Origin of the sequence: Paenibacillus sp. FSL R10-2771 (assembly GCF_038000205.1) — a bacterium.
GTDB lineage: Bacteria > Bacillota > Bacilli > Paenibacillales > Paenibacillaceae > Paenibacillus_AQ > Paenibacillus_AQ phytohabitans.
Genome location: NZ_JBBOBM010000001.1, coordinates 2271767 through 2297603, shown reverse-complemented (window position 1 = coordinate 2297603; position 25837 = coordinate 2271767). Strand labels below are relative to the sequence as shown.

General features: G+C 51.7%; 19 protein-coding genes. 2 read left to right on the top strand and 17 right to left on the bottom strand.

Annotated features, from left to right (window positions below; translation table 11 throughout):
• Positions 1-45: 45 nt before the first annotated feature.
• The 14 genes from NSU14_RS09720 to NSU14_RS09655 form a co-directional block, all read right to left on the bottom strand.
• A complete protein-coding gene (locus tag NSU14_RS09720) occupies positions 46-975 on the bottom strand; it encodes a GDSL-type esterase/lipase family protein (RefSeq protein WP_340944444.1) in 930 nt (309 codons plus the stop codon).
• 538 nt (positions 976-1513) lie between these two features.
• A complete protein-coding gene (locus tag NSU14_RS09715) occupies positions 1514-2362 on the bottom strand; it encodes a CAP domain-containing protein (protein WP_340944441.1) in 849 nt (282 codons plus the stop codon).
• 341 nt (positions 2363-2703) lie between these two features.
• The gene (locus NSU14_RS09710; protein WP_340944439.1) at positions 2704-4668 is read right to left on the bottom strand and encodes a WG repeat-containing protein; all 1965 of its coding nucleotides are present in this window, start codon (positions 4666-4668) and stop codon (positions 2704-2706) included.
• A 772-nt stretch (positions 4669-5440) separates the two neighbouring features.
• Positions 5441-5857 (bottom strand): hypothetical protein, encoded by a 417-nt coding sequence (locus tag NSU14_RS09705; protein ID WP_340944437.1) that lies wholly within the window; start codon positions 5855-5857, stop codon positions 5441-5443.
• Positions 5858-5982: 125 nt separating this feature from the next.
• The gene (gene mglC / locus NSU14_RS09700; RefSeq protein ID WP_039307739.1) at positions 5983-6990 is read right to left on the bottom strand and encodes a galactose/methyl galactoside ABC transporter permease MglC; all 1008 of its coding nucleotides are present in this window, start codon (positions 6988-6990) and stop codon (positions 5983-5985) included.
• Positions 6991-7042: 52 nt separating this feature from the next.
• A complete protein-coding gene (locus NSU14_RS09695) occupies positions 7043-8554 on the bottom strand; it encodes a sugar ABC transporter ATP-binding protein (protein WP_042138554.1) in 1512 nt (503 codons plus the stop codon).
• Positions 8555-8705: 151 nt separating this feature from the next.
• On the bottom strand, positions 8706-9788 hold the full coding sequence (locus NSU14_RS09690; protein WP_099052481.1) for a galactose ABC transporter substrate-binding protein: 1083 nt from the start codon (positions 9786-9788) through the stop codon (positions 8706-8708).
• Positions 9789-9934: 146 nt separating this feature from the next.
• Positions 9935-10957 (bottom strand): substrate-binding domain-containing protein, encoded by a 1023-nt coding sequence (locus tag NSU14_RS09685; RefSeq protein ID WP_340944433.1) that lies wholly within the window; start codon positions 10955-10957, stop codon positions 9935-9937.
• Complete coding sequence (locus NSU14_RS09680) at positions 10954-12780, bottom strand: sensor histidine kinase (RefSeq protein ID WP_340944431.1); 1827 nt, start codon at positions 12778-12780, stop codon at positions 10954-10956. The genes NSU14_RS09685 and NSU14_RS09680 overlap by 4 nt, the downstream gene beginning before the upstream one ends.
• Positions 12781-12783: 3 nt before the next feature.
• Positions 12784-14433, bottom strand: coding sequence for a response regulator (locus NSU14_RS09675; protein WP_336103899.1), 1650 nt, complete (start codon positions 14431-14433; stop codon positions 12784-12786).
• 539 nt (positions 14434-14972) lie between these two features.
• A complete protein-coding gene (locus tag NSU14_RS09670; protein ID WP_042138559.1) occupies positions 14973-15437 on the bottom strand; it encodes a GNAT family N-acetyltransferase in 465 nt (154 codons plus the stop codon).
• Positions 15427-16617 (bottom strand): formate-dependent phosphoribosylglycinamide formyltransferase, encoded by a 1191-nt coding sequence (gene purT / locus NSU14_RS09665; RefSeq protein WP_076243330.1) that lies wholly within the window; start codon positions 16615-16617, stop codon positions 15427-15429. Before purT ends, NSU14_RS09670 begins: the two co-directional genes overlap by 11 nt.
• Before the next feature lie 148 nt (positions 16618-16765).
• On the bottom strand, positions 16766-18706 hold the full coding sequence (locus NSU14_RS09660; RefSeq protein WP_340944421.1) for a dynamin family protein: 1941 nt from the start codon (positions 18704-18706) through the stop codon (positions 16766-16768).
• A gap of 84 nt (positions 18707-18790) precedes the next feature.
• Positions 18791-20416, bottom strand: a complete 1626-nt coding sequence (locus tag NSU14_RS09655) for a dynamin family protein (protein WP_340944419.1) — start codon at positions 20414-20416, stop codon at positions 18791-18793.
• Between the two features lie 369 nt (positions 20417-20785).
• On the opposite strand from NSU14_RS09655, the gene NSU14_RS09650 reads away from it, so the two are divergent.
• Both NSU14_RS09650 and NSU14_RS09645 read left to right on the top strand, forming a co-directional pair.
• Positions 20786-21139, top strand: a complete 354-nt coding sequence (locus NSU14_RS09650) for a PadR family transcriptional regulator (protein WP_042138563.1) — start codon at positions 20786-20788, stop codon at positions 21137-21139.
• Positions 21126-21683, top strand: a complete 558-nt coding sequence (locus tag NSU14_RS09645; protein WP_340944417.1) for a DUF2812 domain-containing protein — start codon at positions 21126-21128, stop codon at positions 21681-21683. Before NSU14_RS09650 ends, NSU14_RS09645 begins: the two co-directional genes overlap by 14 nt.
• 146 nt (positions 21684-21829) lie before the next feature.
• Here the strand turns inward: NSU14_RS09645 and NSU14_RS09640 are convergent, their stop codons facing one another.
• The 3 genes from NSU14_RS09640 to NSU14_RS09630 all read right to left on the bottom strand — a co-directional run bounded on the left by NSU14_RS09640 (position 21830) and on the right by NSU14_RS09630 (position 25835).
• Positions 21830-22096, bottom strand: a complete 267-nt coding sequence (locus tag NSU14_RS09640; protein WP_039308864.1) for a hypothetical protein — start codon at positions 22094-22096, stop codon at positions 21830-21832.
• Positions 22097-22098: 2 nt separating this feature from the next.
• The gene (gene nth, locus NSU14_RS09635; protein WP_042138565.1) at positions 22099-22809 is read right to left on the bottom strand and encodes an endonuclease III; all 711 of its coding nucleotides are present in this window, start codon (positions 22807-22809) and stop codon (positions 22099-22101) included.
• Positions 22810-23024: 215 nt separating this feature from the next.
• Complete coding sequence (locus NSU14_RS09630) at positions 23025-25835, bottom strand: S-layer homology domain-containing protein (protein WP_340944415.1); 2811 nt, start codon at positions 25833-25835, stop codon at positions 23025-23027.
• Positions 25836-25837 lie beyond the last annotated feature (2 nt).

Sequence of the window (25837 nt, the reverse complement as noted above, 5' to 3'; positions counted from 1 at the left end):
TTCTGTTCAGAATGTTCCCTGCCCTGCTCCATTCCCTGTCCCAGGTTAATGTACAGCCTGTACAATCCGCTCACTCATCCGCTGATAACCGTCCCCGTTCGGGTGGAAGTGGTCATTCGAGAGATACTTGTCCAGATGCCGGTTGAACAAATCGAAGGTCGGAACGAGCGTCATATTGCTGTGGGTGTTGATGATATCCATCGCTGCATTGTTCCAGGCGGTTACAGCCTGATTACCCGGAACCATCAGGTCCGCAATATCTCCGAAGGGATTATACAATCCCACGTAATAAATCTGTGCCTGCGGATTAATCCCGGCAATGGTGTCAAGAATACTGCCCAGCCGCCCCGATGCATCAGGCAGAGCCGAGAGCAGAGATTCGGGGGTTAATTCGTCGGTGGAGGCTGTAGGCACGGGCGCTGAACCTTCTACCGTGTTATTCGCAGCGGATTCAGTCTCCAGCGGCGCTATTCCGTCCGCAGGATTCTCCGTATCTGCTGACGATACTGCCTCTCCGCTGCTGCTGCCTGTCCCCAGAATATCCGAGCCGCGGAACAGGTCATTGCCGCCTATAGAGATCAGGATTACATTCGCCTGGCGGAGCGCGTACTGCACACCCTCCTCCTGAAGCTTGCTCTGCAGTCCGGCTGTGGTTAAGCCGTTAATGCCCATGTTGCCGAGCAGCTCCGCCTTGCCTCCGTCCGCCGATAACGCCTCCAGCGTACGCTTCACAAACCCCTGTCCGGAATTGTCGCCGGTCCCTTTGGCCAGAGAATCCCCCAGCGCCAGTATCTTCAATTCATCCGTTGCCGCGGCTGTCGGTGCAGCTGTTTCCTGCGGGAGGGATGATAGGAGTGTCTCCCCCTTGGGGTTGATAATATCGCTTACCGCATACACAAACCCTGTAATTAAAAGTAAAGTTGCCAGGATGGATACCAGGCCCACTGCCCTCCAGGTCCATTTGGAATCGTTCAATGCTATCCCTCCGTATGCCGTTCTATTCTCCATTGTTCCACATTTTACAAACTTCTTAACTATGTAGATAAACATAATTCTTCTTTGCTTAATTTGCAAATAAAGCGGGGGTTTTGGTGAAAGGCGCGGCTGCGGTGATTTTGGACTTCCGGCCGCTGTTTTCCCCAGCTTTTTTTGATCTGTACCGCTCTTCGCGGTGATAATCTGGTGACAAAGGCGGTCGCTCCCCCTCCTACAGTTCCATAATCCCCTCCGCCGCTTTCACCTAAACAGTGTGGAGCAGCCAGGGCGGCACTATAGCACTGCTCTGATCATGCGAAACTGCGAAACTGCAAAGTCCAAAAAGCGAAACTACAGTGCAGAACTTCGAAACTGCAAATTGATTTATCTTCGTCTGACAAAAACCTTCATTTCCCGATCCAGAATAAAAACAACAACTATTAGTGGTGTTTCTCGTAGATTATCTTCATTTACTAAACCTCAAAAAAAGCCCCCCGGCAATGCCGGAGGACGAGTGAAGCTTAAGAGCTGCGTTATATTATTTGCCGATGAATTCCTGAACCCAGTAATTATTGTCGAAGCCTACGCCGATGTAGTTGAAATTCGTGCTCAGAATGTTAGCCTTATGGCCCGGGCTGTTCATCCAGGCAGTCATAACTTCCTGCGGCGTTTTCTGGCCCATCGCGATATTCTCTCCGGCTGCCTGATAAGTAATACCGAACGCGGACATCATATCAAAAGGCGATCCATAGGTCGGGGAAGTATGGGAGAAATAGTTGTTCGTACGCATGTCAGTAGCCTTAGCCGCTGCCACTTTGTTCAGGCTGTCCAGTGCGGAGACAGGAGCCAGTCCTGCTGCTGCGCGTTCTTTGTTCACCAGGGCTACAACCTGCTGAATGTAGCTTGAAGCGCTGTCTGCGACAGCTGGAGCTGCAGTTGCAGCTGGTGTAGCTACCGGCTTAGCCGTTGCTACTGGCGCAGCCGTCGGTGCTGGTGTAACAACAGGCTTAGCCGTTGCTACTGGCGCGGCTGTCGGTGCTGGTGTAACAACAGGCTTAGCCGTTGCTACTGGCGCGGCTGTGACTACTGGTCTAGCTGTCGCTACTGGTACAGCGGTAGCCACCGGCTTAGCTGTTGCTGCCGGAACTGTTGCTACAGGATTCTTATAGATAACGGTCTTGGATACGGTGAACGTATTCCCGTCAAATACAAATGACTTCGAATTGTACTGTGTGAAATATTCCATGAATTTTGCGAAATTCGTATCTGAAGCGGTTGCCGTAGTGGCTCCAGCTGCTGCGCTTGCCTGTAATGGAAGTGAAATGCTAAGTGCCATAACAGCGGCTACACTTCCACCTATCATTGCTCTTAAAGTCTTGCTTTTCATTCTGCCATCTCCTTATTCTTGTTGTAGAATTACCTGGCTGCCGAGAGTTGCGGACATCAATTGTTACAAAGTTGTAATTTGTTCCTCAGTCATTGTAACATAAAAAACCAGGCTGTGCGCTTCTAAATTATGACATTTTTCTTCACGGCTGAGGCTTGTCCGCTTCTGTTCAAAAAGTGGAAACGGCTTTGCCGTCCTGTAATAAGGACGGTACCGTTTCAACGAGATATAGAAGGATAATTCATAACGCGAAGCATATATATTCTTATATTTAAGAAACCGTCCTCTTCAGAACGGTCACATGTTCTTACAGTTAATATCGGCATTCACCGGCCCCCCGCTTAATGAAAGGACTGCCAGAAATCCCCTTCTGTCGAGATCAGGCCCATAATTTCGGCATACGGAATCCGGAATGTAGGAAAGCCCGCAGCATACGGAGCAATTTCATAAGGGGCAAAATAGAGATACAGCGCTTCGCCATCTACATAAAAAGGCTGGTCAGCCGTAATGCCTTTGTACGTATCGGGAAAAACATAGGAATACTGCGGATCATTCGCAATCTGTTTTCCGACAATATCACTGAGTTTCTGCACATATTTGCTGCCAGGCTTAAACAGATCACTCAGCGTGTAAAATTTGCCGGTGCGCAAATTGATATGCTCATAGATCATAGTCGGCATTCCATGCGCCGCTCCAAACGGAAAGCGGTATCCGCTGAGCTCAAGTACCAGCAGGTTCTTGCGGAAGAAGGATACGGCAAAATCCCCCGTATAGCTAAAATCCTGCCCCGCTCCCCCAGTCCCCGCACCTTCTGCGAGTGAGAGACTGCGCAGCTTATCATTGACTGATTTGGATATCTCAGCGACAGCAATCCCTTCTACTACCGGATAGTAGACCAGATAATCCCTGTTCGGTTTATATTTCTTCTCCAGCACGGAGTACGGCGGTCTGAGCGGAATGACCCCATTTTGCCGCCATACCTGCTTGCCTTTGCGGTCATAGTAGGCAGTACGCTGGTCAACATCCGCACGGATCAGGTTGCCGCTGAAGGATAGAGATCCTGAGCCGGCAATGACCGGCGGCTGGGCGGCTTTTTTACCGCTTTTATCAATAAAATACGTGTCCTTGGCATCATACACCGACGCAAGCCCGTTCTGATAATTGTTCACCCCGAGCAGCGGATGGGTGCTGAGAATTCTGCCTGTAAGCGCATCGGCAATCACATAACGTGAACCCCGGTACGGCTGATCGGCATAAAGCGGGGTTCCCAGCGCAACCCGGTTCTCACCCAGCTGCTGGACTTCATAGTAAGTCGCCGGAATAATGGCTTTGCCCTGCTTGTCAATCAGACCGTATGCATTACCGTAATCCTCAGCTGTGTTGATTACCGCACGCCCTTCCGAGAAAGGCAAGGCTGCCGTAAACTGCGGCTGGATGGCAATGCTGCCGTCTGTATGGAGGTAACCGTATTTCCCGTTCTCCGTAGCCTGAAAAGCAAGCAGACCTTCCCCCGGATACCCCACGAATGGATATTTATACGTATGCAGCACCGTTCCCTGGGGATCAATCAGCGCGTACTCCCCCTCAGCGACTTTGACCAGAGCCGTTCCGTCATTGAAATCCCCGGCATCCAGATACACCGCTGGCAGCACCTCTTTGCCTTGGGCATCCAGATATCCGTAGTATGAGTTCCCCCCGGTTGTATTCTGCTTGGAGAACAGCGCGCGGCCTTCATGCAGCGAATTCAGATAGTCATACCGCGCGGACGTGACCTCTTTACCTTTCTCATCAATAAAAGTGTAGCCCTTGGCATCCGAAACCACAGCCCGCCCTTCGGCAAACGGAGCAATAAAGGAATATAGCGGTTTGACCTTCTCACGCCCGGAGCTGTCAATCAGGCCGCTGTAATTCTTGCGCTGCACTACCGCCAGGCCATTCTCCTGGAAATCCTCCGCATAGTCATATCTGGGCTCGATCACAGTCCGTCCGTCGTTATTAATGTAACCCCACAGTGTTCCGTCTTTAAGCTTAAAAGGAGCCGGATGCAGCATCTCCGCCCGCAGCCCGCTGGCATCTACCTCCGGAAGCACGATAAGCGCCTCCAGCGGTTTTTTGGAGTAGTCTACGCGGTATAATCCCGCCTCTGCCGGGATCGTCACGAACAGATCATCATCCGCACGGATGAAATCCTCCTCCTGCTGCGGAATAACCTCATTCCAGCCGATTCCGTCCCACCGCCATACCTCCGTCTGAATCAGACCATTGTCATTCTCTTTTCCCAGCTCGTTCAGCTTAATCCTCAGCATTCAGTCGCTCTCCCTTACAAAGGCATTTGCCTATAGAATATGAGAGTGAGGGGGAAAGGGTGTTTATGTGCCCAGAGCTGCCGATACGCGTGAGTATGGGCGTCAGCGTGAGCGTGGAATGCGTTGAGAGCGTGGAATGCGTTAGGAGCGTGGAATGCGTTAGGAGCGTGAGGGCTTAAAAGCAAACTAGGAAAGGTGAGGCTGTAACTGCGGTGAATGTTTGGACTTCCGGCCGCTGTTGTCTCCAGATTTCTTGATTTGAACCGCTATAACGCGGTGGAAATCCGGAGACAAAGGCGGACGCTCCCGCTCCTCCAGTTCAAACTTCCCCTCCGTTACTCTCCACCTTTCTTCAGCATAACCAAGGTCACAGACACAAACTACATCAAAGGCATAAACTGCAACCTAAAAGCAGCACAAAAACACCCTTTCAGAGTGTGTTAGCAGGATGTTCAAGGGCTGCTTCGCCTGCCCTGTCACTTGTTATTGGGGTTCTGCAGCTACATGCGCTGGAATTGGAGGGCAATAAGAGAAACCTCACTACTTCAACCTAAAATATTGCACTAAATACAACATTTCGCTCATCATAACACCCCTAAATCCAAAATTGTTGTACGAAATACATCATTCCGCCTTCTCCAAGGCAAAATGCAAGGAAATTCTTGCATTTCGTACAACAATCCGCCCGAACACTTATATATTTAAGCCTGCGAGTTGCACTACGTACAACATTTATACACCTGGTTACTTTGGGGTTTGCTGCGTTTGCTGCTCACTTAAGGGTTGAGATATTGGGCATGGTTTTGGAGAAAAGTTGCGACAAAATCAACAAGCCCCAAGCAAAAGACGTTTGCGAAATACCGCAAACGCTTAATTTGCACCACCCCCACCTGGGTGAGGTGATGGGAGTAACGAAGGTAAAGTTTGGAACTGGAGGAGCGGCAGCACCCGGAGGGTTCTTGCTTTCAATCGAAATGTAAGATGAACTATAAACCCCATATAAGGTGAGAGTAACGGAGGGGATTTTGGAACTGGAGGAGCGATAGCGACCGCCTAAAAGCTTTCCGTAGGAAAGCTCACTTCGTAAGCATACGCTTGTTTGGATTTCTACCGCAGACAGCGGATAAAAATCAGGAAATCCAAACCTAACAGCGGCCGGAAGTCCAAAACTCACCGCAGTTACGATCATACCTGATATCAAAGTTTCTCAGTTCATTTTACCTCTTACATCGGTACATTGAACGCAAAAACTCCGGGTGCACCAGCACCCGGAAGTCCAAACATTCGCAGTTACGGCTAATCACCGAACCACAATTATTTCTTCGAAGAATATTTACGCATATCGAACGATACAGCCGCGATGATGATGAGGCCTTTGATGATCAGCTGGTAGTAAGGGCTGATGCCGATGAAGGTCAGACCGTAGTTGATCAGGGTGAAGATGATAACACCGACCAGAACACCTGGAACTGTACCGATACCGCCGGTAGTGGATACGCCGCCGACTACGCAAGCCGCGATGGCGTCAAGCTCGTACATGTTACCATAGTTGTTGGTAGCGCCGCCTGTTCTTGCAGCTTCAAGCACACCCGCCAGACCGTAAAGGGCACCAGCGATAGCGTAGATGTAGATCAGGTTCTTGGACACGTTGATACCGGAAACCTTGGCAGCCTGCATGTTGCCGCCGATAGCGTACATGTTTTTGCCCAGCTTAGTTTTGTTAAAGAGTACCCACACGACGGCCGCGACCGCCAGGGCTATGAGAACGATGTAAGGTATTGAATATTGGCCGCTGCCGATAAAGCCGGAGCCGATTTTGGTGAAGTCAGGACGCAGACCGCCGATAGGCTGCGATTGGTTAGGGTCCATATCGAAGTACAGGGAGTTCAAACCGTACACGATGAGCATGGTGCCCAGGGTTGCGATAAATGGCGGAACATTAAGCTTGGAGACGATGACCCCGTTGATGAGACCGCAGAGCAGACCGGCAACGATGGCAATCAGGATGGGCAGCCATACTTGTACTTGCGGCAGATCAGGGAAGAAGCGGCGTGAGTAATCCGGTATCTGCAGCATCGAAGCGGAGATAACAGCTGTGAAACCAACCACGCGGCCTGCCGACAAGTCGGTACCGGCTGTGATGAGGATAAAGGCAACCCCAAGCGCGATGATAACGCGTGTAGACGACTGAATCAGTACGTCACGCAGGGTGTTGATGGACATGAAGCTTGGTTCATATATGATGATCCCCATAATCAGCAGTACCAGCACGATGTAAATTGCGTTTTGAGTCACAAAGGACTGAGCTTTTTTAACGTTCATTAGTAGTGATCCCCCTTAAAATTACGCGAGCATATTCTCCTATCCGTACTCCTTAATGCTGTGCAGCGAGACGCATAACTTCGGTTTCCGTAGCTTGCTCGCCTTCTAGTATTCCTGTAAGCCGTCCTTCCGACATGACCATTACGCGGTCAGACATCCCCAGCAGCTCAGGCATTTCCGAAGAAATCATGATAATGCTCTTCCCCTGCTTGGCCAGGTCGGCAATGATGGTATAGATTTCGAATTTGGCACCAACGTCAATTCCGCGTGTCGGCTCATCCAGCAGCAGGACTTCAGGCTCTGTAAGCAACCATCTGGCCAGCAGCACCTTCTGCTGGTTACCGCCGGAGAGATTCATAATCTGCGTTTTGGTGGTTGGTGTCTTGGTGCGCAGCTTCTCAATCATTTTATCGACTTCAGCTTTCTTCTTTCTGCCGTTCAGCAGGAAGTAAGGCGTCTTATAATGGTCAAGGTTGGCAATTGCGCCATTCTCATGAACGGACAGTACCGGGAAGATACCGGTTACACGGCGTTCCTCGGTTAACAGCGCCAGGCCATGTTTCTTGGCATCCTGCGGCGAATTGATCTTCACCTTTTTGCCTTCAATTGAGATGGAGCCGGATTTGATTGCACGAAGGCCAAACAATGCTTCAATAACTTCCGTTCTCTGCGCACCGACCAGACCGCCGACACCGAGAATTTCACCGCGTCTCAGCTCAAAGGATACATCCTTAAAGGATCTTGGCTCCGGTGAGGTCAAGCCTTCCACCTTCATATAGACTTCGCCTGGAACATTAGTGCGCTCAGGGAAGCGGTTAGTAAGGTCACGGCCGACCATTTTGGAGATAATCAGGTCCGTGGTAAGCTCGGCCGACGGCCAGGTACCGATCTTTTTGCCGTCACGCATGATGGTTACTTCATCAGAGATTTCAAGAATTTCTTCCATCTTGTGAGATATATAGATAATAGCTACGCCTCTTTTTTGCAGATCCCGGATAATCCGGAACAAATGCTCAACTTCTACGCTGGTTAAGGAAGAGGTTGGTTCATCCATGACAATGACGCGTGAATGAAAAGAGACAGCCTTCGCGATTTCAATGGATTGGACCTTGGATACGGACAGCTTGCCCACCAAAGTTTCGGGATTCAGATCGATATCCAGATCTTTAAATAAATTTTCCGTGTCCGTGAACATTTTTTTGTGGTCAATGAACTGAATCGGCCCGATGCCCTTGGTCGGAAAACGTCCTAGCCAGATGTTCTCCATGACACTGCGGAAAGGTACCGGGTGCAGCTCCTGGTGAATCATCGAAATTCCGTGCTTAAGTGCATCGTTGGAGTTAGAGATGGTGGCCTTTTGGCCATCCAGGAAGATCTCACCGGCATCCGGTGAATAGATCCCAAAGAGACATTTCATCAGTGTCGACTTGCCTGCACCGTTCTCGCCCATAAGTGCATGAACCGAACCCGGTCTAACCTTTATGCTGACTCCGTCCAGCGCCTTAACGCCGGGAAATTCTTTAGTAATGCCGTTCATTTCCAGCAAAAACTCAGCATTTGCCATGTTGTTACGCCCCCTACGCTTTTTTTCTTTTTCCATGAGAGGCACAGCGGTTCCATCCTGTTCCCTACCCGAAAGGAATTCCGGAGAGCGGGTGACCACCCTCCGGGATTTTTGTTTATGAAGCTTATCTGTATCTGGAGCAATCTAACTATTATTGAGCGTCAGCTACGTTGTCTTTAGTGATCTTTTTGTAGGAGATCCATACGTATTGGTTGTCAGTGATGTCGAAGCCTACGTTTTCTTTGGTAGGTGTTTCGCCTTTAGCCAGCAGGGAAGCCAGGACGATTGCCGCTTTACCCTGGTTGTTGGCATCGTTCAGCACTGTACCGAGCATAGTTCCGTCTTGCAGCGCTTGAACCGCTGGAGCAGTTGCATCAACGCCTACTACCGGCATGTATTTGTCGCCAGTGAAGTATCCTTGGGCTTTCAGAGCTTCAATTGCACCGAGAGCCATGTCATCGTTGTTGGCAAGAACGGCTTCAATCTTGTCGCCGTGGGAGCCGAGGAAGGCTGCCATTTTTTCCTGTCCTTTTACGCGATCCCACATTGCAGTATCTTCAGCCAATTTCTCAACCTTGATACCTGCATCTTCGATAGCCTGGATGGAGTAAGTGGTCCGCAGCTCAGCATCCTGGTGTCCCGGTTCGCCTTTGAGCATTACGTATTGCAGCACGCCGTCGCCGTTCTTGTCAGCTTCAGGGTGAGCCTTCCAGTAGTCAACGATCAGCTGGCCGGACATTGTGCCGGACTCTTCTGCTTTGGCGCCTACATAGTAAACTTTATCCCATTTCTTCATATCTTCTGGAAGCGGTTCGCGGTTCAGGAACACAACCGGAATGTCAGCTGTTTTTGCTTTGTCGATGATAACGCCTGCAGCTGTGCGGTCAACCGGGTTGATCAGCATGCCGTCATATTTTTTGGTGACGAACAAATCCACCTTATCATTTTGTGTAGGCTGGGAGTTCTGGCTGTCTACGATATCTACAGTAGCGATGCCTTTGGCAGCAGTATCGATGGCGTTACGGACACCCGTCATGAAAGTATCGTCGAATTTGTAGATCGCTACGCCAACCTTTGGAGTTTCAGCAGCGGAACCGGAGTTTGCAGTTGCAGCAGCGTTGCCTGTGTTAGCTTTGTTACCAGTGTCAGCAGCGTTGTTGTTGTTGCCGCCGCAGCCTGCAAGAGCAGCACCCAGCAATGCACTAGCAAGTAAAACGGAAGTGATTTTTTTCATAATCAATTGACCTCCTGAGGATATTTCTTTTTGTTATCCCGGTGTGTCCCGGGTACATCCTTATTATGCCCTACATGAAAACGGTTGCGAATATAAAATACTACTCATTTTCATGAAAATTCTAATGTTTAAAATCTGATTTTCTCCTATCTGACAAACGGGAACAGCAGCTTCTGGTTCTCGGGCCACAGCATATTCTCCAGATCAATCAGCTTGGTGCCTGTGTCCACCCGCTCCGGAATAGTCACACCTTCAAGCGCTTCTACGGCGTATTTCACGGCTAAATACCCGTTGCTGAAAGGGTTCTGGATCACGGTCGCCTGCACCGTGCCATCCTGCAGCGATTCCATCATGGAGGGGGAACTGTCAAACGCAACCATCTTTATGTTGTCCAATCTTAAGCTTTGTATGACTTTGGCTGCTCCCTGGGAAGCAATTTCATTCAACGTGGCAATCCCGCGCAGGTTAGGATGCTTCTCCAGCATCTCCCGGGTCAGGGTTTCGGCCTCCACCGTGCTTGAGGAAGTGTAGGAAATCTGCACCACTTTGACATTCGGATAACGGGCTGCGTAATTGAGAAATCCTTTTTCGCGCTCATCCGCATCCCTGGCCCCGTAATCAATGCTGCCGCTGGAGTCCGGCGCAACATTCAAAGAGGAATTGGTGAAGTTAATAATTCCAATCTCGCCATATCCCTGCAAAAGCTGAATCAGCCGCTCCGCGGACTTCTGTCCGGCTTCATAACCATTCGAACCTACATAGGCTTGAACCCTGGCCGATCCGACTTCCGCATCGACTGAGATCACCGGGATTTTGTAATATGCAGCCTGGTCTACGACCTGGGCCAGTCCCATATAGCTGCTGGCAGCGAGAATAATCACATCCGCTTTCTCCTTAATGGAGTCCTCCACCATCCCCACCTGCTCATCGATATCACTTTCCGAGTCCGGCGCTTTGAACATCAGCTTGACATTGAATTCCTTCGCTGCCGCTTCCGCACCCAGCTTCACTGTATTCCAGTAATCCCCCTTGTTCATCTTGACAATCAGGTGGATATTACGTGTCTTGCTCGTATTGATATAAGCAGGCGACGAATTAAAGCAGGAGGACACGGAGATCCAGAGCACCCCGCATAGCAGCAAGGTCAGCCAAAAACGTATGCTTCTCACCGGTTTGTCTCCTCCTTCTGCTCATCCATGTCTTCTCCGGCCAGCCGGGCCGGGAACACAATGGTCACGATAGTACCTTCTTCAATTTCACTCTGAAAGGTTAGTCCATATTCGCGGCCATAATATAACCCGATCCGTTCATGAACATTCCGTACGCCGACTCCTGAGCCGCTTCCGCTTTTGACGCCTCCGCTCAGAATCACGTTCATCGTTTCTACAGACATCCCGAGGCCGTTGTCACTGACCCTGATAATAATGAGCCCATCCTGAAGCTCAGCGCTGATCGAGATCAGCCCTTCATCCGGCATCATTTCGATCCCATGGTAAAGTGCATTCTCAACGATTGGCTGCAGGATCAGCTTAACCGTCTGGTACTTCAATACTTCGTCCTGTGCCGTTATTTCGTAACGGAACTTATTTTTGAAACGGAAGCTCTGAATCACCAGGTAATGGCGGATATGATCCAGCTCCTCCTGGATAGTAATAATATTCTTGCCCTTGCTCAGACTGATCCGGAAAAATTTCGAAAGCGACTGAATCATCGTGACGACCTCATCCGTTTTGCCGCGCTCTGCCAGCCGGATGACCGAGTTCAGTGTGTTGTATAGAAAATGAGGGTTGATCTGCGACTGCAGGACTTCAAGCTCGCCCTTGCGCTTCGTCTCCTGCTCATAGATGATCTGATCCATCAGCTGCCGGATACGCTGGAGCATCATATTGAAGCGTTTGGACAGCTGTTCCACCTCATAGGCGCCGCTGACATTGATCGGGGTATTGAGGTCTCCCTCGCCCACCTGCTTGACCGTGCGCTCCAGCTTGCGGATCGGACTGGCAATCAGCCAGGACAGGAACACAGATACGGCAACCACACACACCAGGACAACTGCGAGGAACCAGGACAGAAATTGGTTCAGGTCGCGTTTGGTCGTTACAATCTCATCGTAGTAAGCGACCCCGACGATCTTCCAGCCGGTCTGGGCCAGCGTGCGCACGGTAATAAACCGCTTCTCTCCGGTGGACTCATCCAGATAGCTGCGGAAGGCATATTCCAGCACCGGTTCCACATTCTCATATTTGAGGCCGGCATAGATCAGCTGCTGCTGCGGATGGTAGACGATATTCCCGAGCGGATCGAGAATGTAAGCGTATCCTCTTTTACCGAGCTTCACTTGCCGGCTTAGCTCATCAATCGTCCTGAAATTGAAATCCAGCAGCAGGACACCGGTTTTCAGCTCGCCCTTCTCCCTGTACTGAATCATTTTGCTGATCGATACGACCCAGGTATACCGTCCTTTGAACAAATTCTGAATATGCGGGGCTGAATAGGATATTTCCGAGGTCCGCTTGGCCGTGGTGAACCAGCTCTGGCTCTCCAGTTGAGTGTTCAGACGCATGCTTTGACCAGGCGTACCCACCACATATTTGCCCTGCGGTGTAAAAACAGCCATGGATACCAGGTCCTCACGGCTGCTCATTAGTGTGTCCATGCGTTCATAGAGCAGCGGAGAGTCAATGGATTGACTCGTGGTGATCTGCTTCTCCGCCGTCTCAAAAATGCTGCCCATCCCTTTAACATACAGCTCCAGATTATAATTCACCTGCTCAATAATCTGCTGCATGTTGAGATTGGCATTCTCCTCCGCCGTGTTGGCAAACTTGCCGTACAGCATAATGCTGACGATCACTGCAACGGCTACCGTCACCGCTGTGAAGGTCAGGGTAATAATGAGCTGGATGCTCCGCAGCTTGGAAGACAGGCGGATTTTGCCTCTCTTGCGGGGCTGCGGGCGAAGCGGAAAGAAAGTACCCTTCGGCTTGGTCATGAGTTATCCTCCCCGCGAGCTGTTCTTATACTCTTTGGGTGACTGTCCGTATTTCTTGCGGAAGCAGAAGCTGAAATAGTTCGGATCGGCAAAACCGATCCGCTCGGCGATTTCAAATGCCTTCAGCTCGGTCGAGCGCAGCATTTCCTTCGCCGCCTCCAGCCGGATCTGCAGCAGATAGCTGACAAAGGTCATCTTCATTTCTTTCTTGAAAATACTGCTGAAATAGCCTGTGCTGATATGCAGATGCTGGCATACCTTGCCGATGGAAATGTCGGACTCCTCATAATGGGCCCGGATATAATCCTTGGCCTGGTCAATCAGCTGCTTATAGCTCGACTGCCGCTCGGAGGCGATGGTATCCATCAGCCGGCTGCACACCGTGATAATCCACTGCTTGGCTTCCCCCATATTGTTGAACTTATTAAGCTCGGTCAGCGATGAAATGCCGGAGCCGATAAAGTCATTCGTTTCACTGCCGGATTCCTTGGCCACCCGCAGAATCGATGTAATGATCTCCAGCAGAAAAATCTGATAATCCTGTGTCGAGACCTGCGCCGTATCCAGTCCCCCGAACAGCTCGTCCACCACTTCCCGCAGCTCCTGGACTGTACCCAGCTTGATCGTGCGGATCAGCGACTGCTGGGTCAGCTCATCATAGGCCAGCATCTGGCTGGATCTCGACTCCACATCCTCAATCCAGATCACGCGGTTGTTGCCGAGAATCAGCCGGTAATCCAGTGCCTGCAGTGCATCTCCGAAGGAATTGAACAGCATGGACGGCATCCGGCATACCGTTCCTGCACCAGCAGTCACTGTAAGCTTCAGGAAACGCTGTACATTCTGGCGGATTTCTTCAAGGATAGCGAAGGTTCTGCCTGTGATTTCGCTCTCATCGGTTTCCTGGCTGACAGAGAGCAGCACCACATCATCGCGGTGGATGAACACCTTGCCGAAGCTGTGCTTCTGGCAGATTTCCTCGGCAATGTTCAGCACGGCAAAGAGCTGCAGATTACGGTCCCCGGTGTCACGCAGGGATACCGGCCCCGCCTCAGGCACGCCGGAGCTTCTGTCCGGACGGATATAATCAATACTGATAACAGAGGATTGGAATAGCTCCCCGCTCAGGTTAATGCCGTATTCTGCACTTTTCTCGGCAATTTCCGCGGAGCGCAGACGGCGTGACACCAGGGAGGACAGGAACTGCTCACGCAGCACCGGCAGGCTCTTACGGTAATGCTCGCTGAGCACGAATACATTTTCCTTCTCGGCAATCTCGGTCTCAATCGCAGCTCTAACCTTCAGCAGGACATCAATCAGCTCCTGGGAAGAGAAGGGCTTAAGAATATATTCATCAATCTGCAGCTTAATCGCCTTCTGGGCATATTCGAATTCATCATAGCCGGTCAGAATGATTATCTTCGTGTTAGGGTGACGGCTGCGGATCCATTCCGCCAGCTGCAGTCCGTTCATGAACGGCATCTGGATATCGGTAACCACCACATCCGGCAGCAGCCGGTCTATCGCATCGGCTGCTTCACGGCCGTTCTCTGCCTGCTCCACCACTTCGAATCCGTATTTCTCCCAGTCGATCTGGGCGATAATGCCTTCTCTTACATCTTCCTCGTCTTCGGCGAGAATTAATTTATACATGCTTCATCCCTCTTCGGATATGGTTTGGAGTTTTACAGCATTATAATAGCTGATTCAGTAAGCTCAATCTATGTTTAAATAATGAAAGCTGTAGCAGCGGATCAAGTCAAATACGGGGAGCAATTCACTATATAGGCTGAATGCATTTATTGCAAGTAAATATTATGTATTTACATAGGCTGAACTTAACAACTTAACATACAACCCATTCTTCACCCTGTGCATTTTTGAATTTCCGGGCGGCTGCTGTCGTTTACAGGGAAATCCTGCCCATAATACAACATTTTGCTCAAGATTTCGTCCCTAATCCAAAATTGTTGTACGAAATGCAGCATTTCTCCTCCTTCGGACGGGTTAGTACGATAATTCTTGTATTTCGTACAACAATCTGTCCAAACACCCCGGTATCCGGGAATCAATGTTGTACAACGTACAACATTGATGTCTACAGTGCTTACTAAGTAGTCTCTATTCTGGCGGAAATAAAAAAAAGCCATCCCGCTTATGCCGGGATGGGGATGTTCGGTTACGTATAGGAATTATAGCAATGCTTTGTTAAAGCGGTAGCCTGCTGTCTTTTCGAATCCGATATGGCGGTAAAAAGCATGCGCCGGTGCACGTTCGACGCGGTTGCCGCTTCGCAGGAACAGCTGGCAGCAGCCTTGATGGCGTGCCCATTCTTCCGCTGCGGATACGAGTCTTTTGCCAAGGCCCTGTCCTCTAAGTTCCTCTGATACGATCAGCGCGGTAATTTCCGTAATACAATCTGCATGTTTGTAATAGGACTTCACCTGCCGGAGTCCGATCATTCCCACAACTTCGTTATTGAGTTCTGCGACCATTGTGCAGTGGAGCGGATCATGCTCCATGCCTTCCATTCTCTCTTTCATCACGCTAAGCGTCGTCGGATAGCCGAATTCCCGCAGAAGGGCTGTAACTCTCTCCAGATCATTCATGCCACATTTGCGAATTTGCAGTACCTGCTCCTGAGTACTACTGTTCATCCTCGTATACCTCCACTTTTAGCATAGACGCCGCCTGCTTGGCCGTCGTCCGCGCGATTTCCACATCTTCCGCTGAACTGAGTGTTACTGCCATCCGCCGTCCAGGGCGGATCTCCGGTTTGCCGAATACACGGACTTGCGTTCGGGGAAAAGTAAGTGCCTTATCTATCCCGGTTACCGCAAAAGCTTGTCCAGTTCCTTCGGCCTTCAGGGTAGCTGAAGCACCCGGTGTCAACAAACGTACCGATTCCAGCGGAAATCCAAGAATGGCTCTGACATGCAGAGCAAATTCCGACAAATCCTGCGTAATCATTGTAACCATACCTGTGTCATGCGGTCTGGGTGATACTTCGCTGAACAGTACCCCGTCCGTGGTCAGAAACAGCTCCACTCCAAAAATCCCATATCCGCCAAGCTCATCCGTAACGGCCCGGGCCATCGACTGTGCTTCGGCAAGCAGCGCTTCACTCATCTGATGCGGCTGCCAGGATTCCACATAATCGCCATCCTTCTGGATGTGGCCGATCGGCGGACAAAATACGGTTCCGCTAACCGAGCGGACGGTAAGTAATGTAATCTCACTCTCGAAAGTGACAAAAGCCTCTACAATGACGCGTGTACCTTTGGCACGTGCTCCTTCCAGAGCCGTATTCCAGCATTCTGCGGCATCCTCAGGTGTCCTGCAAATACTCTGTCCCTTGCCGGAAGAGCTCATAATCGGCTTGATCACACACGGTGTTCCAAGCTCACCTACGGCCTGGCGAAGTTCGTCCAGACTGTCAGCGAACCGGTATCCGGCGGTCGGCAGACCCAGCTCTTCAGCCGCAAGGCGGCGGATGCCTTCCCGGTCCATCGTCAGTCTGGCGCTACGTGCGGTCGGGACCACGAGGAAACCTTCTTCCTCCAGTTCCACCAGCGCTCCGGTAGCAATAGCTTCGATCTCGGGGACAATCAAATCCGGTTTCTCTGAACGGATTAATTGCTTCAGTGCCTCTGCATCCAGCATATCCAGTACATAAGAGCGGTGGGCTACACCCATCGCCGGTGCAGCTTCATAACGATCCACAGCTACGGTCTCTACGCCAAGGCGCTGAGCTTCGATAATGACTTCCTTACCCAGTTCACCGCTGCCGAGCAGCAGCAGCTTCTTGCTCCGGGCTGAAAAAGGAGCTCCCCACATTGTCGACTCCAACCTCTTTTCGCAAATTTGACTGCCGACTTCTCTATTTCTGTAAATTGTCGCAGTTTCATTGTAAATTTTCAGGCTTCTTTATTTTCATCCATCAACCAGCAGATTGCAAGCGTTCTTCGACATTTTCCTACAAACTTCACAGATGACTGTCCACCATATTGACGAAAGATTGCTCCATGAGCGATAATTCGCCGGCAATTTGGCCCCAGTGCTGCGCTGAATCACCCCCTTTCAGGAGTTCCGACATGGCCGCTTCCTGCTCGGCCAGACCTTCACGCAGCTGCTCTGCGGCAAGGGAAAGTGCCGCCGCTGCCGCACCGGTATAGAAAGACAGCAGCCGTTCTTCCTGGCTTACAGCCGCAGCAGCAATAGCTTCTTTGAACCAGTGCTCGGCAGCTGTGCGGATGTCTGCCCGTCCAGGGCCTTCAAAGAAATAACGCGGTGATCTGAAGCGGCTCCACAGTGCTGCCCAATCCAGCGGGGCAAGGGAGCAATCGAGCTTTGCCGGGGCGGGCCAGCGCTCGTCTGGATTCTCCAGTAGCTGAAGCTCCTGTCCCGGGATGGAAAGTTCTGCGGCTGCAGCTGCAGCCGCCTGAGTTACCAGCCTGCGCCCTGCCGCCTCCAGCCGCAGGGTGGTCGCCCACAGCTCCTGCTCCAGTTCACGCAGGATACTGCGCTCCAGCTCCCGGCCGCAGGCAATGAAGATGTCTTTCAGATGACCGCCCTCTTCCCGCAGGATAGAGGGATGGAACGATTCCTGAAAGGAACGGCCGAAGGAGAAGGACAGGCGCTGCCGGACATGATAGAGAAGCTCCTCACCCTCGCGGCGCAGATCCCGGATGGGCCGCTCTTCCCGCTCAAGCTGTGCCAGCCGGAGGCCTGCGTCATCCCGGCGCTTCCGGAACCGCCGGAGCCCTTCTTCCCGCTGGTCCGCTGCCATAAGCGCCATATGCTGCCATTCCTCCGCGCGGAGCCGGACCGAGCTAAGGCTATCCCTCGCCGCCGCCAGTGACAGGCGCGGCAGCTCCTCACCCGCAAATTCAGACAGCGCTTCTTCGAAGCTGCTGAATCCGGAAGCCTCGTAGGACTCCCGTACCCCGCGCGACTTGCCCTCCAGCGCGAGCAGACTGGACAAGGCATAGATCCGCGGGGAGGTCAGGCCGCCGGCACGCAGATTCTGCGTCACATGCTGCTTCACATCTTCCAGCTCTGCCTCGTCTGAAGCGAGGTCGGACGCATTGATGATGAAGAACATTTTATCCAGGGCAAAGCTGTCCTTGATTCTTCCCAGCTGGGCCAGGAGACTGCGGTCGGCTTTGGAGAAGGCATGATTATAGTAGGTCACGAAGCAGATCGCATCCGCATTCTTCATGTAGCCAAAGGTTACACCGGTATGCCGGGCATGTAAGGAATCCGCTCCGGGGGTGTCAACCAATACGATGCCGCTCCGTGTCAGAGGGCTGTCATAATAGAGGTCGGTACTCTGCACGAAGCAGGCCCGTTTCTCATCGGCTACCAGGCTGCGGTATTCCTGCAGGCTGACCGTACGCTCTGTTCCGAGCAGCGGGCCGGATTCCTCCCAGCCCGCTGCCGCTGCGCGTAAGAATCCGGCATGCGGCAGCGAGGACGGATGAAGCCCGCCGGTCTGCAGGCGGGCCACCGCCGCAGTCCAGGTTGAGTGCTGCGGCGGTGCCAGCTGAAGCACACTGAAGGAATGGAGGATATCGTCCCAGAAATCCTCCGCAGACTTCATGGTCACGGCCGCAGTCGCGTGGGCGAATCCGCCCTCCGGGGCCAGAATGCGGCCGACGGCAGCCGTGGCGGGATGCGGAGACACGGGCAGCACCTCTTCACCCAGCAGGGCGTTGGCGAAGGAGGATTTGCCGGCGCTGAACGCTCCGAACAGCGCCATCGTGAAGCGGCCGCCGGCGAGGTCCTCCGCCCGCGCCGCCAGGCTGCGCGCAGCCGAGGCCATGGCCGGCTCGCGGCGCAGCAGCCCGGCCGCTGCGTGCAGCGCCGCTGCGGCCTGCGTCAGCCGGCGGCGTCCGCCCGCCGGCTGTGCGTACCCGCCGCCCACGTTGCGGCGGCGGGGTGTGAAGCCGCGCGCTGCGCGGCGGCTTCACGGGGCTGGCGGCGCTTGGCGCGCCAGCCGTAAGGGCCCTCACCTCCGGCAGGACGCCGGGGGTGAGGTACGGCGCGGCGGCAGCAGCGCCGCGAGTTCGTCCGCGCGGGCGGCAGCCGCGCGGTCCAGGGCGGCCAGCGCGGCGTGCGCGTGCGCCTGCCGCTGCAGGGCCGCTTCGCGGCGCGCGAGCTCCGCGCGCCGCTCGTCCAGCAGCGGCGGCAGCTGGGCCAGCAGCTGCTCGCCGAAGGCCAGGGCCGCGCGGCGGAATTGTGCCTTGATCTCTGCCGCAAGCGCGCGGCAGAAATTAAGCAGCGCCTCGCCTGACGACCCGGTTCCCGGCTTCACCTGATCCGCCAGCCACTGCTGGCTCACCGCCGGGAACGCCTGCTTCAGCAGCGGCTCTGCCCCTTCCTGCCACAGCCCTGCGCCTTCAGCCCAGTCACGCACAAGCTGGAGTATATGCCACTCCAGCTGGGCAGTGATCTCTCTCTGCTGAAGCCCGTGCCAGTGGAGAAGCCGCGTTGCCTGCTCCTTCTCCCGTTTCGCCGCGGTGAACAATAACCCGCGCCGGAAACCCGGGCTGCTGCTCTCGATATAGGCTCCAGCAGCATCCCTTACATCGGCTGGCATCAGATTGCTGTTGCCCAGCAGGGCATCCAGCTTACTCCGCAGCTCCAGCCGCATCTGCTCCGGCAGCTGCACGAGCAGCTCCTCAGCCTGCGAAATTGCCCGGATCTCTGCCTCCACTTCTTCCTTACCGGCACCCCCGGCCGCTTCCAGTAACTGAGAGCGCTCCTCCTGCTGCTCCTCGCGGTAAGCTGCAAGCACCGCAGCTGCCGTATGGTGCATGGAACGGGACAGACTGTAGCCGAGCAGTTCTCCGCGCTGCTCCAGCAGAGCTGCAATTACCGCGAGCAGATCATCCCATTGGTTCAGAGGATGATCCTTAACTTTGAGTGAAGTGAACAACAGACCCGCGAAATGAATTCCCCATTCACGGAAAGCGCTTTCTACTTGCTGCCGGTATTCCACTATGGAGATTTCCAGTTCTCTGTGCTTGTCGATCTGATTGATGATAAGGTACAGCGGCTTGCCCCAGTCGCTGAGACTTTTGGCAAACGCCAGATTATTCTCCGACTGCACATGGTTGTAATCCATGACGTAGAACACGGCATCAGCTAAATGCAGCGCCGAGTGGGTCGCTGCCTGATGCCCCTCATCGGTTGAATCCACCCCGGGAGTATCCATTAGAACGCCGTGCTTCCCCAGCAGCGGGACTTCCTCCCAGACCTCAATCGCTGAATATTCAGCGCCCTGGCGGCAGTACTCCTGCAGCCGGTCTGGTGTAGTCTCTATTGCCGGTGCAGAACTCCCAGGTGCCTCCGGCTCTGCATGAAGCACTACCCGCGGAGCCCCGCTGCGGATCGATACTATATTGGCGCTGGTCGGAACCGGACCTGAAGGCAGCACTGCTTTTGCGCATAGGGCATTGATCATACTAGATTTCCCCGCGGAGAAATGTCCGCAGAAGGCAAGGGTCAGCTCCCCCGCCTGCTCTTTGAGCATCAGATCTGCTGCTATCTGCGCACTATTCTGTTCGCCCCAGCTCTCCAGCTGCTGCTTCAGCAGCATAAGCGTTGATGTACCGGATATTACTTCTCTCATCCTGCTCCGTTCTGCTCCCACGACAACCCCACCTTCTGCAATCTACAACATGTGCATCCAATTTTATTTATAGATAAGAATTTATAGGCTTCGGGCTTCCACTTATGAGAAGCTATAACATTAGTATGTTTATCTGATCAGCAAGAATAGAATAATTACATTTTATCATCAGATTGTCACAAATCAACTAGCCGCTTTTACAAAATCAGCTATAATCCTTCACGAAAAACAAGACTTCGCTGGACTAATCCCCCCCTTGACAGATGATTCCAGATTTATTACTATATCCATATCGGATATATCACAAGTGGATATAACCAACTTGGATATATAACTAAGGATCTTCTATTATCGGACAGGAGGTGTGTAATGACCAAGAATAACCCATTGCAAATGGAGCAATTATCTGACTCAGCTTATTATATTCTGCTCGCGTTGCTCACTCCGAAGCACGGCTATGCAATCATGAAGTACATCGAAGAGCTAACCGAAGGCGAGGTCAGGATGGGACCCGCTACACTCTATACACTAATTAAGAAACTGCAGAAATCCGGCTACATTCTATTGAACGAGGATGAGGATGAGCGGCGCAAGACCTATCAGATTACTTCAAGCGGAACGGCTCTGGTGGAGGCTGAGATTGAACGGAGACTGCGCATGTCGAGGCACGGGAACATAGCACAGCTAAATGCTAAGGAGGCGTTGACTCATGAAAACGAATAAGCAGACACGGTACATTCCGTCTAAAGGACTGGCTTTTGCCGAGCAGAATGAAATGAATAAATTAAGCAGGTTGTCGGAGAAAGGCTGGCTGCTGGAGCGGTTCTCCCTGTTTGGTTCTGGCTTCATTGTCCGCATAGGTCCAGCGCATAAGCAAATTTATTGTCTGGACATCCAGCATGTGCCGCAGAAGGACGAGAATGAGTACCGTGAAATGTTCGCTGACAGCGGCTGGGGTTATGTGTGTTCCGCCGGGGATATGCATATCTTCGTTGCTGAACCAGGAACCGTTCCCATTCATACAGACCGCTCAACACTCTATGAGAAATACCGCAAAATCACCCGTACCAGCAAAATTTTCGCTATTGTAGTCATGCTGCTGACGTTCATCACTTGTGTGCTGCTATATCTTTCCCGGCAGGTGTGGGACCATCAGCTGCTTCAAAACATCTCGCATGTTTCCCTGCTGCTGTGTGCCGTGTTCTTCCTGCCTTCTCTTATGGTTTACATTGCCTATTCTCTAAGGCTTAGAGCGTTCTCAGATTAGCCAAACACGCATATAACACCTCACACACTAAGGCCTAATCTTCGATGATTATTCAGGAATTTGCCAGGGCCCCAAACCTATATATTCTTATCGTTTAACGCAAAGAGCCGGCCCAAGGGCCGGCTCTTTGTACATATGAATTGCTATTAAGCTGTTTCCAGGACTGGAAGCAGGATTTCGAACACTTTACCGTGCTGCAGAATGGTAAGGCCGCGGGCTTTGTCCTTCATTACAACCACTTCAGGTTTCACGGACATACGCTCCAGGTAGAACTCAGGCACATCGCCGGAATGGCTGATTGTGATGCCCTCTACTTCCTGCTCTTCATTTTCTTCCATAGGGCTGTCCACCACACGGTCAAAAATATCGGAGAACGCTTCAAAATTATCGGTGTATACAGAAATGCACTTCATCTCTATCCCATCCTCTTCTTCATCTCTAAATCTTTGTTTGATTTCGTATGAACCTTATCTTTCCTGATTACAGCGGTTTTCATACGTTTTTTGCCTTCCCGGCATACATCCAGCAGCGGGCAGACCTGACATTGCGGATTCTGCGACTTACAGTGATAACGCCCGAAAAAGATCAGCCGGTGGTGCGTTAACGTCCATTCGTCACGCGGCACCGCCTTCATCAGCTTTTTCTCCACTTCCAGCACCGAATCTTTCCAGCCCGCAAGCGCGAGCCGTTTGGCTACCCGTTCCACATGAGTATCCACGGCAATGGCCGGTACGCCGAAAGCATTGGATATGACCACATTCGCAGTCTTGCGGCCGACACCCGGTAAGGTTACCAGCAAATCATGGGCCTGAGGCACTTCTCCGCCATACTGCTCAATCAGAATGGAGCAGAGGTTCTGAATATGCTTGGCCTTGTTGCGAAATAAGCCAATCCGCCGGATATCCCGCTCGAGCTCTTCAAGCGGCACTGAAATGTAGTCGATTGGAGCTTTGTACTTCTGAAACAGGTCCTCGGTCACCTTGTTCACCGTTGCGTCCGTACATTGGGCCGAGAGCAGCACCGCTATAGTTAGCTCAAAAGCGTTACTATGGTTCAGCTCACAATGCGCATCAGGGAACATGCCTCCGATGGTATCCAGGATGTGGCGGACTTCTGCAACTTTCATAGCGTCCCCTCCACGGAGTACTTACACCCGAAGTTGATCACTCGGGCATAACATCTCTAAATAAAAAGAAATATAAGCAAAGAATACATTATATCGTATACTTCCTTAGCGTTCAAGTGAACACAGCGCTGTCCTTATATTTCAAAAAAAACGTCTTGATTCAGGGCAAAAGCCTGAATCAAGACGGTGTTTCACACGGAAAATCACCAAAACGATTATTGTTTCACTATTTCCACGATCTTGTCGTTGTTGAAATACATTATAATATTATCATTTTCTTTGAGAGATTGCACGGGTAAAGTCGTGTCACCTTGATGAATATATGCGTTTGGCGCAAGCACAAACTTATAATTTTCATTCAGAGTAGCGCGTTTGGTCATGACTTCATTGGTCGCTGTCTCATAACGCGAGAAGGTACGGCTAAGCTGACTGAATACCGAGATTATGATTACCCCGCTGGCGTCCTTACGCGCTAATACCCGGTCCGCTGTAGTAAGGCCGCTCAGATCAGTAGTGGTTACACCGTCCCGGGTAATTCTCACCCCTGCGCTGGCGGTGAAATTCTGAGACACTCCGGAATAATCCTTCACGGTCAAGGTTTTTGCTGCAGCGTCCACTGCTGAGATTTGTCCGGAATACTGCTTAACCGACTGCAGCGATAATGGCGTGGAGCCTTCAAAGCTTACGTTTACGTATTCCCCTGCTTTTACCTCGCTAAGCGATATCTTCTGTCCTGCCTCATTGGTGAGCGGAACTGCGGCAAGATAGAGCTCGCTGCTGCCGCCGGCCCATTTTACAGTCATCTTGTTAGTGTTGGCATTAACGGTTGCAATTTCAAGCTGGCTGGCCGAAGTCACCCGGAGAACCGAGATAATATCCTGGTTGGTGGAGAGCACAGCCGTTACCGGAACATTCAGTGCTACGTCGGTAATGGCCGCGCTATTTTTACCGAACATATCTACGGATAGCGGATAAGCCATAGTCAGCAATTGACCATTGCTCAGCTTAATCACAATTGTACGTGTAGTAGCATTGATTGAAGTCAATGTTCCTGTATATTTCGTTGACAGTTCTACAGACATCGCGCGTTCATTAATGGAAGTCACGTCGATCTTACGGTTTTCAACCAGTTTGGCTCCCATCGTAGTCAGTGAGGTCGTAATTAATCCGCCATAGGCAAGCTTTGTTTTTTCATCCAATTTGATGACATGTGCTTTGCCGTTGTTGTCTGTAAAGGTGAGAAACTGTGTTTTGGAATTATAATCTACTACTGTGGCTGCAGTATATTGTTCAATTTGCCGGCTGATCACTTCAATCTTAGTCACCTGGTCGCTGCTGTTCAGCGTAAGCTGAACATTGTCCCCGGCTGTCTTATCTGCAATCAGATCTCCAATAACCGGACTGGAGGCATTAGGAATAACAATAGCAGGTGTTGTTGCAAGCAGCTTCACTTCACGGCTGCCGTCAGTCTTCTGATAGACGATTGTAGTATCTGTCAGTTCGTAGATAAAGCCCTTGACTGTACGTTCTACGCCCGAGGTTACTTCGACTGTACGGATCACATTATCCTTAATCGTATACGAGACTGCAGCTCCGGTTTTCAGCTCCGCCGGGAGAAGAATAGAGTTCTGGGAGCTGAATAGTGAAGTACCATCCTCCCATTTGAAGCTTTCTGTAGTCCCGTCTGCATTTTTGAACGTTATGCTCTTGGAAGCCGTATCCACACTTTGGATCGTACCGGTTGCTGTTTTATTGACAACACCAGAAGTGACTTGAACTTTAACAACCCTGTGCGCACCGCTATAGCTTTCGCGCAGCAGCGATATTTTGCTTCCTGCTGTAATTGAAGAAGGTTGAATCACCGCTCCGTTAACATCATGGAAGGTAGTAGCAGCGTCATAGGCGTACTGGTCATACCCGTTAGCAGAATCAACCCAAATTATACCTGTAGACAGCTTCGCAAACGTCCCCTCCGCCTGATCAAGTTGTTGTGTAGGGTCAGTCAGTTCTACATATGCTGCGTTATAGGTTGCTCCGATAACAGTCACCTTGGTGTAGGGCTGTATCTCGTTCAGAGAGATGCGGGTCTCCGAGGTACTTGTGAAATATGCAGTGTTCGCATTCAGTGTGAAGTCCGTAGTGCTGCCGTTACTAAATAGCGTCAGCTTGCCGTCTTTCAGTGAACTTACCGTTCCTTTGAAAGTATTATCGTAGTCAAGCGTGTTGTGTGCCTCAGCACGGCTGAAGAAGGTGGCTAGCTGGGCGCGGGTAACTGCTCCCTGCGGGTCGAAGCGGTTGCCGTCCAGTCCGTTGGCCAGGCCCAAATCAACTGCGGTGTTAATATAGCCGCGCTTATTCGCAGATACCTTGGAATCGTCGGCAAAACCGGTCGGTTCACCCGCTGCCGCTGCTGCAGATGCACTCTTACCCAGTGACCGGACCAGTAATTCTGCGACCCACTCGCGGCTGGCCTTGCGCTCTCCCCAGGAGGTCTTCAGGTTATCTGCAGCCATTTCTACCGTCTTATCCAGCAGTCCCTGCTGAAAAGCCAGCACAACATAAGGCTTGTAATAGTTAGTTACAATGAAATCAGCAGGAAGAACCACATCTGTGCTTGTGTTCACGTTACCCTGCAGCTTCATAAAGCGCAGCGCCATCAGAACAGCTTCTTGCTGGGTAACGGAGTCACCCGGACGGAATAAACCGTTATTCCCCACAACGATGCCTTGGCTTGCCAGCTTGTAGATATGTTTCTCGGCCCAGAAGGCTGTTTTGACATCACTGAATATCCCTGCAGCTGTTGCTGCTGACTGGGGAGTTACGGCAGCTGCCGGTGTTCCGGTTGATGTGGTTTCGGCAAAAGCCGCTCCCGTGCCGCCAAGCACCATAGTGCCGGCCAGAACGGCGGACACCGCTTTAGCAGAATAAGATTGAACCTTACGCTTTAATTTTTTGTGACCGGACAATTCGATATTCCCCTCTCTATGGCTCATCTGAATTTCTATGTTGCCTACTTCGTCAGCCATTG

Excerpts from the sequence above, each read along its gene's own strand:
- NSU14_RS09715 (WP_340944441.1), bottom strand. The coding sequence starts at position 2,362 with ATGAAAAGCAAGACTTTAAGAGCAATGATAGGTGGAAGTGTAGCCGCT.
- NSU14_RS09710 (WP_340944439.1), bottom strand. The coding sequence starts at position 4,668 with ATGCTGAGGATTAAGCTGAACGAGCTGGGAAAAGAGAATGACAATGGT.
- NSU14_RS09705 (WP_340944437.1), bottom strand. The coding sequence starts at position 5,857 with ATGATCGTAACTGCGGTGAGTTTTGGACTTCCGGCCGCTGTTAGGTTT.
- mglC (WP_039307739.1), bottom strand. The coding sequence starts at position 6,990 with ATGAACGTTAAAAAAGCTCAGTCCTTTGTGACTCAAAACGCAATTTAC.
- NSU14_RS09695 (WP_042138554.1), bottom strand. The coding sequence starts at position 8,554 with ATGGCAAATGCTGAGTTTTTGCTGGAAATGAACGGCATTACTAAAGAA.
- NSU14_RS09690 (WP_099052481.1), bottom strand. The coding sequence starts at position 9,788 with ATGAAAAAAATCACTTCCGTTTTACTTGCTAGTGCATTGCTGGGTGCT.
- NSU14_RS09680 (WP_340944431.1), bottom strand. The coding sequence starts at position 12,780 with ATGACCAAGCCGAAGGGTACTTTCTTTCCGCTTCGCCCGCAGCCCCGC.
- NSU14_RS09675 (WP_336103899.1), bottom strand. The coding sequence starts at position 14,433 with ATGTATAAATTAATTCTCGCCGAAGACGAGGAAGATGTAAGAGAAGGC.
- NSU14_RS09670 (WP_042138559.1), bottom strand. The coding sequence starts at position 15,437 with ATGAACAGTAGTACTCAGGAGCAGGTACTGCAAATTCGCAAATGTGGC.
- purT (WP_076243330.1), bottom strand. The coding sequence starts at position 16,617 with ATGTGGGGAGCTCCTTTTTCAGCCCGGAGCAAGAAGCTGCTGCTGCTC.
- NSU14_RS09655 (WP_340944419.1), bottom strand. The coding sequence starts at position 20,416 with ATGAGAGAAGTAATATCCGGTACATCAACGCTTATGCTGCTGAAGCAG.
- NSU14_RS09650 (WP_042138563.1), top strand. The coding sequence starts at position 20,786 with ATGACCAAGAATAACCCATTGCAAATGGAGCAATTATCTGACTCAGCT.
- NSU14_RS09645 (WP_340944417.1), top strand. The coding sequence starts at position 21,126 with ATGAAAACGAATAAGCAGACACGGTACATTCCGTCTAAAGGACTGGCT.
- NSU14_RS09640 (WP_039308864.1), bottom strand. The coding sequence starts at position 22,096 with ATGAAGTGCATTTCTGTATACACCGATAATTTTGAAGCGTTCTCCGAT.
- nth (WP_042138565.1), bottom strand. The coding sequence starts at position 22,809 with ATGAAAGTTGCAGAAGTCCGCCACATCCTGGATACCATCGGAGGCATG.
- NSU14_RS09630 (WP_340944415.1), bottom strand. The coding sequence starts at position 25,835 with ATGGCTGACGAAGTAGGCAACATAGAAATTCAGATGAGCCATAGAGAG.